The following is a 12,659-nucleotide window of genomic DNA, read 5'->3' as shown; positions in this document are numbered from 1 at the left end:
TCCCCGGGCGCGGGCGACCGCACCCGTGAGGGCAGCGACCTCAGCGCCGAGATGGAGGAGGCGGGCGTCCACGGACAGACCGCCCCCGTGTTCGGCCAGATGGACGAGCCGCCGGGAGCGCGCCTGCGCGTGGCACTGTCGGCTCTGACGATGGCGGAGTACTTCCGTGACGTGAAGAACCAGGACGTGCTGCTCTTCATCGACAACATCTTCCGTTTCACCCAGGCTGGTTCGGAAGTCTCCACGCTGCTCGGCCGGATGCCGTCGGCCGTGGGCTACCAGCCGACGCTGGCCGACGAGATGGGTGTTCTCCAGGAGCGCATCACGTCGACGCGTGGACACTCGATCACGTCGCTGCAGGCCATCTACGTGCCCGCGGACGACTACACCGACCCCGCGCCGGCCACGACGTTCGCTCACCTTGACGCGACGACCGAGCTCAACCGTGAGATCGCCTCGATGGGCATCTACCCGGCCGTCGACCCGCTCACCTCGACGTCGCGCATCCTCGACCCCCGTTACATCTCGGCCGATCACTATCGGACGGCCAACCGGGTCAAGAGCATCCTGCAGCGCAACAAGGAGCTCCAGGACATCATCGCCATCCTCGGTGTCGATGAGCTCAGCGAGGAGGACAAGACGCTCGTCTCGCGCGCACGTCGTATCCAGCGGTTCCTGTCGCAGAACACCTACGTGGCCAAGCAGTTCACTGGCATCGAGGGCTCGACCGTCTCGATCGATGAGACGATCGACGGCTTCACCAAGATCTGTGACGGCGATTATGACCACGTGGCCGAGCAGGCCTTCTTCATGTGCGGCGGTCTCGAAGACGTCGACAAGAAGTGGGATGAAATCCAGAAGAGCCTCTGATGGCCGACGAATCGACGACGGCACTGCAGATCGAGCTGGTGGCTGCCGACCGCGTCGTGTGGTCGGGCCAGGCCAAGGAGGTCATCGCGCGCACGGCCGACGGTGACATCGGCGTGCTCGCGGGGCACGCGCCCCTGCTGTCGGTCCTCGTCCCGGGCGTCGTGGAGATCACGTCGCTTGACGGCGAGGTGGTTCGCGCCGCGGTCGAGGAAGGCTTCCTCTCGGTCGCGGGCGATCACGTCTCGATCCTCAGTGAGGACGCCTTCCTCGCGTCTGAGGTAGACGCGAAGTCTGTGCAGACTGAGCTCGAGGCGGCTCAGAAGGACGACGACGCGAACGCAGTCCTGCGGGCCGAGGCGAAGCTGCGCCTCATCGACAAGGCGTCCTGACGCTCGAAAGGAGCTTGCGGTGCCACTCTGGATGTGGTTCGTCGACTCCTTGGCGTTCGTCGTCGGTCTGGCGATGCTGCTGCTGATCGGGCTGCTCGTCCGGCGGCGTGTTCTCGCACGGTCGGGCGGGACGTTCGACATGAGCATCAATCGGCGTTCAGAGGCGACCGCCAAGGGCTGGACGCTCGGCCTGGCGGTCTATCGCGACACCGATCTTGAGTGGTACCGCACCTTCTCGCTCTCGTTGCGGCCCGCCTACCGCTTCAGCCGTGGGGACGTGCGCATCGATGGTCGCCGGGAGCCCATCGGCCTCGAGGTGCATGCGATCCACACCGGGCACCTCGTCGTCGGCACCGACAACGCTTCGGGCGTGCGCCAGTTCGCGATGAGTGTCAACGCGTTGACCGGCCTGCTGTCGTGGCTCGAGTCGTCGCCGCCCGGTCAGCGGGTCAACAACGTCCTTTGACACTGTGGACCCTATTTTTAGGGCATGTGTACAGATCCGGCTGTTCCGGTTGACCGGCACCACGCGCAGGGCCACAATAATCTTAGATCAGACGAGCTTCGGCCCGTTCCCCCCTGTGATCAGAAGGTGTTCCAGTGCTCAAGCGTCTCGTTGCTGCCGCGTCATTGTCCGCAGTCTCGCTCCTCGGATTCGTCCCGGTGGCCTCCGCCGCCACCCTCAGCGCTGCGCCGTCGACGAAGGTTGTCTACGTCCAGACGGCTACGACGGCCACGGCCATCGACTGGCACGCGCCGCCGCTCCAGCGCCGCATCGACTGGGACTGAACCCAGCCGCACGTCCGAGCAACGCCTCAGCCGCCATGTCAGCTGCTGGCGGCGTTGCGCTCGGGGCCGCCTGGCACCCACAGCACGTCACCCTGTTCGCGGTTGGCGTGTCGCGCCAGGATGAACAGCAGGTCGCTCAACCTGTTGAGGTACTTCGCCGTCAACACGTTCATGGTGTCTCCGTGCTCGGCGAGCGCTGCCCACGCCGATCGTTCGGCCCGGCGCGTCACGGTGCAGGCAATGTGCACCGCCGCAGCTGAGGGTGTGCCGCCCCGCAGGATGAACGACCGCAGCTTGGGTAGCTGTTCGTTGTAGTGGTCGCACCACCCCTCGAGCCTGTCGATGTAGTCGGGCTCGACTCGCAGGGGAGGGTATTCAGGCGTGGCAACGACGGGACAGGAGAGGTCGGCGCCCACGTCGAAGAGGTCGTTCTGGACGTGGGTGAGCACGGCCACGACGTCGTCGTCGAGCCCTCCTGATCCCAGAGCGTTCAGAGAGAGCGCGAAGCCGATGTGGCTGTTGGCCCCGTCGACGTCAGCGTAGGCACCGAGCCGGGTGTCCAGCTTGCTCGTCGTGCTCATGTCACCGAGATTGGTGGTGCCGTTGTCGCCGGTTCGGGTATATATCCGTGTCAGGTTGACCATGCAGCCAGTCTACGAGTGTGAGCGAGAACGCCTGACGAAGCCGTGACCGACGAGGAGACGGGGAGGTAGCCTGACGGCTATGCCTGACAAGCCTGAGCGTGACAAGCCCTGGGTGATGCGGACGTACGCCGGCCACAGCTCTGCCGCGGAGTCCAACTCGCTGTACCGCCGCAATCTCGCGAAAGGTCAGACCGGGCTCTCAGTGGCCTTCGACCTTCCGACCCAAACCGGCTACGACCCCGACCACGAGCTCAGCCGTGGCGAGGTGGGCAAGGTCGGCGTCCCGATCCCGCACCTCGGTGCGATGCGCCGGCTCTTCCAGGACATCCCACTCGAGACGATGAACACGTCGATGACGATCAACGCCACCGCCATGTGGCTGCTGGCGATGTACCAGGTGGCGGCTGAGGAGCAGGGCGTCGACCCTGCACAGCTGTCGGGCACGACCCAGAACGACATCATCAAGGAGTACCTCTCCCGCGGCACCTATGTCTTCGGACCCGCACCCTCGCTGCGGCTCACGACGGACATGATCGCCTACACCGTGAGCACGATCCCCAGGTGGAACCCCCTCAACATCTGCAGCTATCACCTGCAGGAGGCCGGCGCGACGCCGACGCAGGAGCTCGCCTACGCGCTGTGCACCGCGATCGCCGTTCTCGATGCCGTGAAGGACGCCGGCCAGGTACCGCCCGAGGAGTTCGAGAACGTCGTCGGCCGTATTTCGTTCTTCGTCAACGCGGGGGTGCGCTTCATCGAGGAGATGTGCAAGATGCGCGCCTTCAAACAGCTGTGGGACGAGATCACCCGCGACCGCTACGGAGTGCAGGACCCGAAGATGCGTCGCTTGCGCTACGGCGTCCAGGTCAACTCGCTCGGCCTCACCGAGGCTCAGCCCGAGAACAACGTCCAGCGCATCGTGCTCGAGATGCTCGGCGTGACGCTCAGCAAGGACGCCCGCGCACGCGCCGTGCAGCTGCCGGCGTGGAACGAGGCCCTTGGGCTCCCCAGACCGTGGGACCAGCAGTGGTCGCTGCGGCTCCAGCAGGTGCTGGCGTTCGAGTCCGACCTGCTCGAGTACGACGACATCTTCGAGGGCTCAGTCGTCATCGAGCCCAAGGTCGCCGAGCTCGTCGAGGGGGCACGGGCGGAGATCGATCGTGTCCAGGCGATGGGCGGGGCCGTCTCTGCGGTCGAGTCCGGATACATGAAGCAGGCGCTCGTGGGCTCGCACGCCGAACGACGTGCCCGTATCGAGTCCGGCGAGATGCTGGTCGTCGGCGTCAACTCCTACACCGAGACGGAGCCGTCGCCCCTGACAGCCGACCTCGACACCGCGATCATGGCGTCCGACCCACAGGCCGGGGCCAACGCCAGCGACGACGACGTGGCGTGGCGCGAGCAGCGCGACCAGAGCGCCGTCGACGAGGCGCTCAACCGCTTGCAGGGTGAGGCCAAGGGCGACACCAACCTCATGGAGGCCACGCTCGAGGCCGTGCGCGCGGGCGCCACCGTCGGTGAGTGGGCCGGAGCGTTGCGCGAGGTGTTCGGCGAGTACCGCGCCCCCACCGGCGTGAGCGGGGTCGTCGGGGTGGCAGAGGCGGGGGCCGAGCTCACCGCCGTACGCGAGCGGGTACGACAGACCGGTGACGACCTTGGTACGCGTCTGCGGTTCCTGGTGGGCAAGCCGGGGCTCGACGGTCACTCCAACGGCGCCGAGCAGATCGCCGTGCGTGCCCGCGATGCGGGCTTCGAGGTCATCTACCAGGGCATCCGGCTCACGCCGGCACAGATCGTTGCCGCTGCCGTGGCCGAGGACGTCCACTGCGTCGGTCTGTCGATCTTGTCGGGCTCACACATGGAGCTCGTGCCAGACGTGCAGAAGGCCATGGTCGAGGCCGGCATCGGTGACGTGCCCCTCATCGTGGGCGGCATCATCCCTGAGTCGGACGCCCGCACGATGGAGGCCGCGGGAGTCGCGGCGGTGTTCACGCCGAAGGACTTCGGCATGACCACCATCATGGATCGCATCGTCGATGAGATCCGCAAGGCCAACGACCTGCCCCTCTGACGACTCAGCGTGGCAGACCGCGGGTCAGTTGAGCATGCGGAAGTTGCTGGGCAGGCCGCCTCCGGCAATGACGTCGGCGGTGAGGTCCTGCAGCGCCATCAGCGCCACCGACTGGGCGAACGGCCCGTACGACACGCGCGCCACGCCGAGCTCGGCCATCCGGGCGAGCGGCACTGAGCCGGGTGCGCCGATCAGCGTCAGCTTCTGCGGGCCCCACGCGTCGACGAACGCCTTGATGTCGTCCTCTGACACCGGGCCCGGCACGAAGACGAGAGGAGCGCCGGTGGCGAGGTAGACCCGGCCGCGCTCGATGGCGTCGGCCAGCACGTCAGCGTGCGGTTTGTCGCCCGCCTTGACGAAGGCATCGGTGCGCGCATTGAGGACGAAGTTGATGCCTTCGTCCTGGCCAGCCTTCAGGACAGCCTCGACGGCCGAGGCGGCCTCGTGGATCGGCTTCAGCTGGTCTTCGAGGTTGGCGCCGACGATCCCGACGCCCATGGCCATGCGAGCGGTCTCGCCCGGATTGCCGTAGCCACCCTCGAGGTCGGCGGTGACCGGGAGCTCGGTGGCGGCGACGATGCCACCGCAGGCCTCGATCATGAGCTCGACGGGAATGTTCTCGCCATCCTCATAGCCGTAGGCGGCGGCGATCGAGTGGCTGGCGGTGGCGAGCGCCTTGACGCCCTCGACCTCGGAGACGACGCGGGCACTGATGGCGTCCCACACGTTGACGACCTTCAAAAGATCAGGGTCGGTGTGGAGGTCGAGAAGGGTCTGGGCCTGCGCTGCACGATTGGTCATGCTGTCAGGCTAGCCAGTCCTTCATGGTTCCGCGCTCGGGACTGCTCTAGAGTCGTCACACCGTCAGGCGGCGACCTTGGTCTTGGTCTTGCTCTTCTTCTTGACCTTGACGAGCTTGCGCTTCTTGACGGTGTATCCCGGTGGAAGAGTGCCCTCGCGCATCATGCGCAGGGGGCAGCGTTTGCAGGCAGGCTTGTCGCTGCAGCACTTCTTCTTGGGGCTGGGTGACACAACCGATACTTTACCAGCGTGAGGTGAGCCTCGCCTTAGCACTTGAACGGGAGACCCGGCCTGATGGCAGCACCAGCATTCGTCGCAAAGCTCAATGAGCAGCTCGGACACGAATTCGCAGCACACCAGCAGTACATCGCCATCGCGGCCTACTTCGAGTCGCTCACGATGCCCCGCATGGCGGCGCTGTTCTACCAGCAGGCCCTCGAGGAACGCGACCACGCGATGATGATGGTCCAATACCTCCTCGATGCGGACGAGACTCCGGTCATCCCCGGAATCGGGGCACCCACGGTGGGCTTCGCGGACATCGTCGCGCCGGTCGCCGCAGCCCTGGCACAAGAGAAGCGGGTCACCGAGCAGATCAACGAGCTCACCCGCGTGGCACGCGAGAGCAACGACTTCGCCTCCGACCAGTTCATGCAGTGGTTCATCAGGGAGCAGGTCGAGGAACTGTCCAAGATGAGCGACCTGCTTGCCGTGGTCACCCGTTCCAAGGACGACTACGAGCGCATCGAGGACTGGGTCGCCCGCGAGGAGACCAGCAGCCAGGATGATCCGACCGCTCCACCCATTGCTGGTGCGTAGGCGCTCATCGTCGACCGCGGCACTCGCGGTGGTGGCTCTCGTGGCGCTGGGTTCCGGCTGCGGGGGAGGAAGTGGCGACAACAGCGCTGCGCAGCAGACGGTCCTGACGTTCCGGTTCACCGATGGCGGCGGTGCCAGCACCGTGACGCTGACGTGCCCGGGCAAGGACACAGGCACGAAGTCGGCCTGCGCCCAGCTGGCGAAGGTGGCTCCGGACGTCTTCTCGCCGGTTCCGAAGGCGAAGGTCTGCACCCAGATATTCGGCGGTCCCGAGAAGCTCGCGGTGAGTGGGCACTACGACAACACGATCGTCTCCGCCGGGCTCAGTCGCGAAAACGGGTGCGAGATCGACCGCTGGGACATGATCGCCCCGGTGCTGAAGGCGCTCGCTCTCGTCGGACCGTGACCGTCATCTGCGGTCTAGGTCAGAACAACCGAAGACTGGGATCGTCGATTCCGCGGAGCTCGTCGTAGTTGACGACGACGCACTCGATCCCGCGGTCGTGCGCCAGCACCCGTGCTTGCGGCTTGATCTCCTGGGCCGCGAAGATGCCGCGCACGGGCCGCAGCGCCGGGTCGCGATTCATCAGCTCGAGGTAGCGCGTGAGCTGCTCGACACCGTCGATGTCGCCGCGCCGCTTGATCTCGACGGCCACCGAGCTGTTGGTGGCGCCCTTGCAGAGCAGGTCGACCGGGCCGATGGCGGTCATGTATTCGCGGCGGACGAGGTTCATGCCGGCGCCGAGGGCTGTCGTGTGCTCGGCCAGCAGCTCTTGGAGGTGCTTTTCCACGCCGTCCTTCTGCAGGCCGGGGTCGACGCCGAGCTCGTGGGCGGTGTCGTGCACGAGCTCCTCGATCCGGATGCGGAGGGTGTCGTCGGTCTTGCCGGCTGTGACGGTCCACTCGGTGACGCCGTCGTCGGCCACGCCCTCACGCAGGACGCAGGGAGGGCTCATCCAGTTGAGGGGCTTGTAGGAGCCGCCATCGGAGTGAATGAGGACCGAGCCGTCGTTCTTGACCATGATCAGCCTCGTGGCGAGAGGCAGATGGGCCGCGAGGCGTCCGGCGTAGTCGACCTGGCAGCGGGCGATGACGAGCCGCACTACATCCTCGTGGCGGTGCCGAGCGTGAACACGAGAGTCTTGTCGCCGATCTTGCCCTTGTCGGTGTCGCCGTCGTCGCCAATCAAGGAGAGGGTGTCACCGTCGACACGGTACTTTCCGTGGCGGAAGTCGATGACGCCCATGTAGTCCTGGACGAACGTGCCGTCCTTCTTGAGGTGCAGGACGTAGTCCTCCTGGGGGATCTGCCAGTCGCCGCGCAAAGCGATGGCGCCCTTGGCGGACGGGTCGACCGAGGGCGTCGAGGGTGCCGAGGTGGTCGGTGGTGCCGAGGTGGTCGGTGGTGCCGAGGTGGTCGTGGTCGGCGTGGTGGGACCGGGTCCCTTGACCGTCTTCTCGTCGTCGCCGCAGCTGGCGAGCAGCGCCAGAGAGACGGCGATGACGGCTGTGGCCATCGTCATAGTTCGTTTCATCGTTCTCCCTGTTCCCCGACGTGATGCTGGACGTTAGTGTGGCACGACCCGCTTATTACTCAGGAGTAGCCATGCAGGAAACGATCGACCGACTGGCCGCGAGCGACCGGGGGGCTGCGATCGCTCGCACGCTGTTGCTGCCCTACCTGAACCACGCCGCAACGATGTACGAGAGCGGCTACGCGACCCGCGACGACATCGATGCCTCGATGCGTTTCGGCTGTGGTTACCCGATCGGGCCGTTGGCCCTGATCGACGCGCTCGGCGCCCATCTCGTGGCCTCAGGCCTGGAGAAGATGTACGCGGAGTCCGGCGACGACCTGCACCAGCCCGTCAGCATCCTCACGACGATGGCGAACGACTCCACGACGTTCGCCGAGGCCGTCGGCGACGATGACGCCGGAGCACCCCAGCTGCGTCACGAGATCGGCACGGTCGGGGTCGTGGGCACCGGCACGATGGCTTCGGGCATCGTCGAGGTGTTCGCCAAGGCGGGCTACGACGTGGTGTACGTGGGGCGCGGCGACGACAAGGTGCGGGCGGTGCATGACCGGATCACCAAGAGCCTCGACAAGGCGATCTCTCGGGGCAAGCTCGACGAGGACGGGAAGTCGTCGGTGCTGGCGCGCCTGAGCGGTTCCACGACGCAGGAGGCCCTTGCGGGCGCTGACATCATCGTCGAGGCAATCGCCGAGGATCTTGACATCAAGCTCGAGCTGTTCCGCAACCTCGACCGCATCGCGAAGCCCGGAGCGATCCTGGCCACGACGACGTCGTCGCTGTCGATCACCGACTGCGCAGCCGCCACGGGTCGCCCGCAGGACGTCATCGGCATGCACTTCTTCAACCCGGCGCCGGTCATGAAGCTTGTCGAGGTCGTGTCCGCCGACGAGACGTCTGTCGAGGTTGCCGAGACGGTGCGAGCCCTGTGCCTGTCGACGGGCAAGCACCCGGTGTCGTGCGGCGATCGTGCCGGATTCATCGTCAACGCCCTGCTCTTCCCCTATCTCAACGACGCCATCACGCTGCACGAGAACGACGGCGGGACGCTGCAGGAGATCGACGATGCGATGAAGGAGACCAAGCTCCCGATGGGTCCGTTCGAGCTCCTCGACGTCGTCGGCAACGACGTCTCGCTGGCGATCCAGCAGTCGCTCGTCGCCGCCTTCGGTCATGCCGGCTGGGATCCGGCGCCGTCGCTGGCGGCGATGGTGGCGGACGGAAAGCTTGGTCGCAAGACGGGCGCGGGCTTCCACACGTACTGATGGTGCATAAGTCACGCGTCTGACACGTGTCATGTTTTTCCTGCGAGGCCGGTAACCCATGGTTACCGGCCTCGTTCTCTGTTCAGGGGGACGACGCGAGAGGAGCAGTGATGAGCGGTACCTGCTTCATCGTCACGGGCGCACGGCTGCTGCGCATCACCTCGATGACTTTTGCGATCGTGCTGCTGATCGGCTTCGTCGCCGTGCAGTCGTTCGCCAACCAGTACGGCCGGCCGAGTGGCGCCCTGGTCATGGACTCGGGCTCGACCGACACCGCACTGCTCTCGGCCATCACGCTGCAGGAGTCGACTGGTCTGACGTGCAGCGTGACGCCCGTGCTGACCGACACCGTGCTGTTCCAGGCCGTTGACGGAACGGCCGTGCAGGTGCTGCGCTTCGACGAGGCAATCGCTGCCTCGACAGCGCGCGAGGGATGGATCAGGCGCTACTGCGCCTGATTGGGCCCACCCTCAGAATCGAGATCCGGCTCTTCTTCTTCTTCTTCTTCGTCGTCGTCGTCGTCGTCGCCGTCGGCTGGAGTCGGCGCGGGGGCGACCCGCTCCTTCTGCTCCATCCTGACGATGTTGGCGTCGTGCGCGGCCGGGTGGAAGATCTCCTCGAAGACACCGAAGGGCCCTCCAGACGTCGATCCGCCGCCGTCGGACGTCTCCGACCGGTGCGCCAGGTAGGGGACACCGAAGAAGACGCCGAGCAGGACCACGACGACCATCCCGGCAATGAGCATGGCTCAAGAGTAGGCCGGGGCGGCGAACGTAGAATGGAAGAATGTCCCGCCGCCGAGTCGCTCGTCGACCAGAGAAGGCTGTGCGCGCCAGGCCGGAGCGGGTGGCCGAGAAAGCCGACGGTTCCTTCTACTTCCGGCCCATCGCCGGATCGTCGTCGACCAAGGACTACCGCTGTCCCGGCTGCGCCCAGCTGATCAGGCAGGCCACCCCGCACGTCGTGGCGTGGCCCGTCGAGAAGGCGCTCCTGAGCGAATCTGCGATCGACGAGCGTCGCCATTGGCACACGGCCTGCTGGTCGCGGCGGCACTGATCGTGACACCTACCAGCGAGAGAGCGACATGAGCGAGAAGATCCGCGGCAACTCCATTCTCCCCGCGCGTCGTGAGCAGATCACTCTCGAGACCGGCGACGGGCTGAGCCTGGTGGGCGACCTGTCGCTCCCACTCGATGAGGCGCCGGTCGCCACGATGATCTGCCTTCACCCGCTTCCCACGCACGGCGGCATGATGGACAGCCATCTGTTTCGCAAGGCGGCCTACCGTCTGCCCGCGCTCGCTGGTATCGCCGTCCTCCGTTTCAACACGCGCGGAACCTCGAGCATGCAGGGCACCAGTGATGGGGAGTTCGACAACGGTGTGGCCGAACGCTTCGACGTGGCCGCAGCGGTCGAGTTCGCTGAGTTCGCTGAGCTTCCCCACCTCTGGCTGGTCGGATGGTCGTTCGGTACAGACCTCGCCATCATGTACGGCCTCGAGCCGGCGATCGAGGGCGTCGTGCTGCTGTCGCCGCCGCTGCGCTACTCGACGCCCGAGCACCTGGCGGCCTGGGCCGAGTCGGGCAAGTCGGTCACGGCGTTGGTGCCCGAGCACGACGACTACCTGCAGCCCGCGGAGGCCCGCGTGCGGCTGGCTGCTGTGCCACAGGCCGAGGTCATCGACGTCGAGGGCGCCAAGCATCTGTGGGTCGGCGACGCCGAGCGTGCGCTCGACGAGATCACCAGGAAGCTGGCGCCGGATGTGCCTCTGCCGTTGCCGGACAGCTGGGACGGCCCGATGGAACGTGCCGACTCCTCGGCCTACCGCGACCGTACCGTCGCAGCATTCAAGGACGTCCCTCGCTAGCAGGTCGGTCCAGAGTCAGCCGTTGTTGTCGCGCCCAGTGGTGTCGGTAGTGGTGTCCGCCTTGGTAGCACCGGGCTTGGCGGCACCAGGCTTGGTGGTTTCAGGCTTGGTGGTTTCAGTCTGTGCCGTCTCGGTGGTGTCGGCCGTCTTCGACGTGGGGTCTGCCTTCGGCTTCGGGGCAGTCTCCTTGGTCGACGGCGCGAACGACGAGACGATGTCGCGCAACTGACCCATCTGGGCCATGATGCCGTCACGCTTGCGCTGCAATTCCTCGACCTCGGCCCGCAGGAGGCGGGTCTGGCGCTCGGCGTCGGTGGTGGCGCTGACCCGGATGTGCTGCGCCTCGGCTTTCGCACCGGAGACCAGCGTCGATGCCTCGGTCTTGGCACCCTCCAGCAGCCGGGCAGCCTCGGTGCTCGCGACGTCGCGAGCCTTGGCAGCCTGAGCCATGATGTCTCGGGCCCGGTTGTCGGCAGAGCTGGCGCGCGACTCGGCGTCGGCGACGAGCTTGCCGGTCTGCGCAGAGGCAGAGGCGTGGTTCTCGGACGCCTCTCGCGCGAGTCGTTCCTTCTCGACCGCCAGCACTCGGCGGGCCTCGGTCACTTCGCGGTCCGCGGCGGCGCGGGCCTGCTCGACCTCGCGGGTCGCCCCGAGGCGCATGTTCTGGGCGTCCTGCTCGGCGGCCAGCTTGAGCTGGGCGGCCTCACGCTCGGCGTGGGCGCGGAGGTCCTCGGTGTGGGCGAGCGCGTCGGCGTGCATGGCCTCGGCGTCTTCGAGCAGCTGCTTGCGCTTGTCCTCGAGCTCGGTGACGGCCTTGGTGCGCATCTCGCCGGCCTCGTGCTCGGCGGCGGCACGCACCATCGCGGCCTCCTCCTCGGCCTTCTTGACGAGCTCGTCGGCCTCGCGGGTGGCGCGGTCGCGCACGTCCTCCGCCTCCTGCTCAGCGAGGCCCAGCAGCTGTGCGGCGTGGTTGCCCAACCCGGTGTACGTGGGCTTCTCGACAGCCTCGTCGCGGTCCTTGAGCTTCTCGACGAGCTCGCGAAGCTCTTCGTTCTCGCTCTCGGCAGACTTCAAGCTCTCGGTGGCTCGCTGGAACTCCGCGGTGTGCGTACGTGCCCAGGCATCGACAGCATCGCTGTCGTAGCCGCCGCGGCGCGCCAGTGGAAAGGTGGCGTCGGCCGACTTCTGAGCGGCATCGAAGATGGACAAACCGGACTGGTCGGACATTCTGGTCCCATTCGTGGAGATAGGGGTGTGGTCGGGTGTCGTCCTCAGCATACCCGCCGAAAAAGGCGAGACGAACGGCCCGAAGTCAGGCCGCGCGCTGGCGAGATGCTGGTCAGATCGGGTCGCTGACGCGCGGCCCCGGAGGGTGGCTACACGCCCCTGAAGCGGTTGATCTTGTCGAGGTGGAGCGCACGCTTGTCCTCGTCGCGCACGCCCAGGCCCTCCTCAGGAGCGAGGCAGAGCACGCCGACCTTGCCTTGGTGGAGGTTGTGGTGCACGTCCAGAGCGGCCTGACCAGTGTCCTCGAGGGCATAGACCCGTGTCACGGTCGGGTGGATGAGGCCCTTGTCGATGAGCTTGTTGGCCTCCCACGACTCGCGGTA

At 66.5% G+C, this 12,659-nt stretch carries 18 protein-coding genes and 1 pseudogene; 11 read left to right on the top strand and 8 right to left on the bottom strand.

What is annotated here, in order from left to right; translation table 11 throughout:
• The 4 genes from atpD to H7290_RS00805 form a co-directional block, all read left to right on the top strand.
• A partial coding sequence (gene atpD, locus H7290_RS00820) for a F0F1 ATP synthase subunit beta (protein WP_290512118.1) occupies positions 1-870 on the top strand: 870 nt, incomplete at its 5' end.
• A complete protein-coding gene (locus tag H7290_RS00815; protein WP_290512117.1) occupies positions 870-1,259 on the top strand; it encodes a F0F1 ATP synthase subunit epsilon in 390 nt (129 codons plus the stop codon). The genes atpD and H7290_RS00815, both read left to right, overlap by 1 nt.
• Positions 1,260-1,278: 19 nt before the next feature.
• Positions 1,279-1,725 (top strand): DUF2550 domain-containing protein, encoded by a 447-nt coding sequence (locus H7290_RS00810; RefSeq protein WP_290512116.1) that lies wholly within the window; start codon positions 1,279-1,281, stop codon positions 1,723-1,725.
• A 134-nt stretch (positions 1,726-1,859) separates the two neighbouring features.
• The gene (locus tag H7290_RS00805) at positions 1,860-2,048 is read left to right on the top strand and encodes a hypothetical protein (protein ID WP_290512115.1); all 189 of its coding nucleotides are present in this window, start codon (positions 1,860-1,862) and stop codon (positions 2,046-2,048) included.
• Positions 2,049-2,086: 38 nt separating this feature from the next.
• Here the strand turns inward: H7290_RS00805 and H7290_RS00800 are convergent, their stop codons facing one another.
• On the bottom strand, positions 2,087-2,692 hold the full coding sequence (locus H7290_RS00800; protein WP_290512114.1) for a cob(I)yrinic acid a,c-diamide adenosyltransferase: 606 nt from the start codon (positions 2,690-2,692) through the stop codon (positions 2,087-2,089).
• 79 nt (positions 2,693-2,771) lie between these two features.
• Here H7290_RS00800 and H7290_RS00795 point away from each other — a divergent pair, with 79 nt between their 5' ends.
• On the top strand, positions 2,772-4,763 hold the full coding sequence (locus H7290_RS00795) for a protein meaA (RefSeq protein ID WP_290512113.1): 1,992 nt from the start codon (positions 2,772-2,774) through the stop codon (positions 4,761-4,763).
• A 24-nt stretch (positions 4,764-4,787) separates the two neighbouring features.
• Here H7290_RS00795 and H7290_RS00790 read toward each other — a convergent pair whose 3' ends face one another.
• Both H7290_RS00790 and H7290_RS00785 read right to left on the bottom strand, forming a co-directional pair.
• Positions 4,788-5,564, bottom strand: coding sequence for an isocitrate lyase/phosphoenolpyruvate mutase family protein (locus H7290_RS00790; protein ID WP_290512112.1), 777 nt, complete (start codon positions 5,562-5,564; stop codon positions 4,788-4,790).
• A gap of 63 nt (positions 5,565-5,627) precedes the next feature.
• On the bottom strand, positions 5,628-5,795 hold the full coding sequence (locus tag H7290_RS00785) for a hypothetical protein (protein WP_290512111.1): 168 nt from the start codon (positions 5,793-5,795) through the stop codon (positions 5,628-5,630).
• Between the two features lie 63 nt (positions 5,796-5,858).
• Here H7290_RS00785 and H7290_RS00780 point away from each other — a divergent pair, with 63 nt between their 5' ends.
• A complete protein-coding gene (locus tag H7290_RS00780) occupies positions 5,859-6,383 on the top strand; it encodes a ferritin (RefSeq protein WP_290512110.1) in 525 nt (174 codons plus the stop codon).
• Entirely contained in the window at positions 6,376-6,789 is a 414-nt protein-coding gene (locus tag H7290_RS00775; protein WP_290512109.1) for a hypothetical protein, read from the top strand. The genes H7290_RS00780 and H7290_RS00775 overlap by 8 nt, the downstream gene beginning before the upstream one ends.
• A gap of 19 nt (positions 6,790-6,808) precedes the next feature.
• On the opposite strand, the gene nucS is transcribed toward H7290_RS00775, so the two are convergent.
• Positions 6,809-7,486, bottom strand: a complete 678-nt coding sequence (nucS, locus tag H7290_RS00770) for an endonuclease NucS (RefSeq protein ID WP_290512108.1) — start codon at positions 7,484-7,486, stop codon at positions 6,809-6,811.
• Positions 7,486-7,917: a hypothetical protein gene (locus H7290_RS00765; RefSeq protein ID WP_290512107.1), complete on the bottom strand. Its 432-nt coding sequence runs from the start codon at positions 7,915-7,917 to the stop codon at positions 7,486-7,488. The genes nucS and H7290_RS00765 overlap by 1 nt, the downstream gene beginning before the upstream one ends.
• Positions 7,918-7,988: 71 nt before the next feature.
• Between H7290_RS00765 and H7290_RS00760 the strand changes: the two genes are divergently transcribed.
• On the top strand, positions 7,989-9,182 hold the full coding sequence (locus H7290_RS00760; RefSeq protein ID WP_290512106.1) for a 3-hydroxyacyl-CoA dehydrogenase family protein: 1,194 nt from the start codon (positions 7,989-7,991) through the stop codon (positions 9,180-9,182).
• A gap of 110 nt (positions 9,183-9,292) precedes the next feature.
• The gene (locus tag H7290_RS00755; RefSeq protein WP_290512105.1) at positions 9,293-9,640 is read left to right on the top strand and encodes a hypothetical protein; all 348 of its coding nucleotides are present in this window, start codon (positions 9,293-9,295) and stop codon (positions 9,638-9,640) included.
• On the opposite strand, the gene H7290_RS00750 is transcribed toward H7290_RS00755, so the two are convergent.
• Positions 9,628-9,927 carry a hypothetical protein gene (locus H7290_RS00750; RefSeq protein ID WP_290512104.1) on the bottom strand — a complete coding sequence of 100 codons (300 nt, stop codon included), beginning with the start codon at positions 9,925-9,927 and terminating at the stop codon, positions 9,628-9,630. The genes H7290_RS00755 and H7290_RS00750 overlap by 13 nt on opposite strands.
• A gap of 41 nt (positions 9,928-9,968) precedes the next feature.
• On the opposite strand from H7290_RS00750, the gene H7290_RS00745 reads away from it, so the two are divergent.
• Together H7290_RS00745 and H7290_RS00740 are read left to right on the top strand one after the other, a co-directional pair.
• Positions 9,969-10,238, top strand: a complete 270-nt coding sequence (locus H7290_RS00745; protein WP_290512103.1) for a hypothetical protein — start codon at positions 9,969-9,971, stop codon at positions 10,236-10,238.
• Positions 10,239-10,266: 28 nt separating this feature from the next.
• Complete coding sequence (locus H7290_RS00740; protein ID WP_290512102.1) at positions 10,267-11,049, top strand: alpha/beta hydrolase; 783 nt, start codon at positions 10,267-10,269, stop codon at positions 11,047-11,049.
• 15 nt (positions 11,050-11,064) lie between these two features.
• Here the strand turns inward: H7290_RS00740 and H7290_RS00735 are convergent, their stop codons facing one another.
• Both H7290_RS00735 and H7290_RS00730 read right to left on the bottom strand, forming a co-directional pair.
• Positions 11,065-12,276, bottom strand: coding sequence for a hypothetical protein (locus tag H7290_RS00735; RefSeq protein ID WP_290512101.1), 1,212 nt, complete (start codon positions 12,274-12,276; stop codon positions 11,065-11,067).
• 149 nt (positions 12,277-12,425) lie between these two features.
• Positions 12,426-12,659, bottom strand: a pseudogene (locus H7290_RS00730) (crotonyl-CoA carboxylase/reductase); the annotation flags it as partial.

Source organism: Aeromicrobium sp., assembly GCF_014378035.1.
Taxonomy (GTDB): Bacteria; Actinomycetota; Actinomycetes; order Propionibacteriales; family Nocardioidaceae; genus Aeromicrobium.
Note: the sequence above shows the minus strand (reverse complement) of the source record. Positions and strands in the feature narration are given on the sequence as shown.

What these genes read in the sequence shown, in the direction of transcription:
- H7290_RS00815 (WP_290512117.1), top strand. Translation starts at nt 870, where the DNA reads ATGGCCGACGAATCGACGACGGCACTGCAGATCGAGCTGGTGGCTGCC.
- H7290_RS00800 (WP_290512114.1), bottom strand. Translation starts at nt 2,692, where the DNA reads ATGGTCAACCTGACACGGATATATACCCGAACCGGCGACAACGGCACC.
- H7290_RS00795 (WP_290512113.1), top strand. Translation starts at nt 2,772, where the DNA reads ATGCCTGACAAGCCTGAGCGTGACAAGCCCTGGGTGATGCGGACGTAC.
- H7290_RS00790 (WP_290512112.1), bottom strand. Translation starts at nt 5,564, where the DNA reads ATGACCAATCGTGCAGCGCAGGCCCAGACCCTTCTCGACCTCCACACC.
- H7290_RS00780 (WP_290512110.1), top strand. Translation starts at nt 5,859, where the DNA reads ATGGCAGCACCAGCATTCGTCGCAAAGCTCAATGAGCAGCTCGGACAC.
- H7290_RS00765 (WP_290512107.1), bottom strand. Translation starts at nt 7,917, where the DNA reads ATGAAACGAACTATGACGATGGCCACAGCCGTCATCGCCGTCTCTCTG.
- H7290_RS00760 (WP_290512106.1), top strand. Translation starts at nt 7,989, where the DNA reads ATGCAGGAAACGATCGACCGACTGGCCGCGAGCGACCGGGGGGCTGCG.
- H7290_RS00755 (WP_290512105.1), top strand. Translation starts at nt 9,293, where the DNA reads ATGAGCGGTACCTGCTTCATCGTCACGGGCGCACGGCTGCTGCGCATC.
- H7290_RS00750 (WP_290512104.1), bottom strand. Translation starts at nt 9,927, where the DNA reads ATGCTCATTGCCGGGATGGTCGTCGTGGTCCTGCTCGGCGTCTTCTTC.
- H7290_RS00745 (WP_290512103.1), top strand. Translation starts at nt 9,969, where the DNA reads ATGTCCCGCCGCCGAGTCGCTCGTCGACCAGAGAAGGCTGTGCGCGCC.
- H7290_RS00740 (WP_290512102.1), top strand. Translation starts at nt 10,267, where the DNA reads ATGAGCGAGAAGATCCGCGGCAACTCCATTCTCCCCGCGCGTCGTGAG.
- H7290_RS00735 (WP_290512101.1), bottom strand. Translation starts at nt 12,276, where the DNA reads ATGTCCGACCAGTCCGGTTTGTCCATCTTCGATGCCGCTCAGAAGTCG.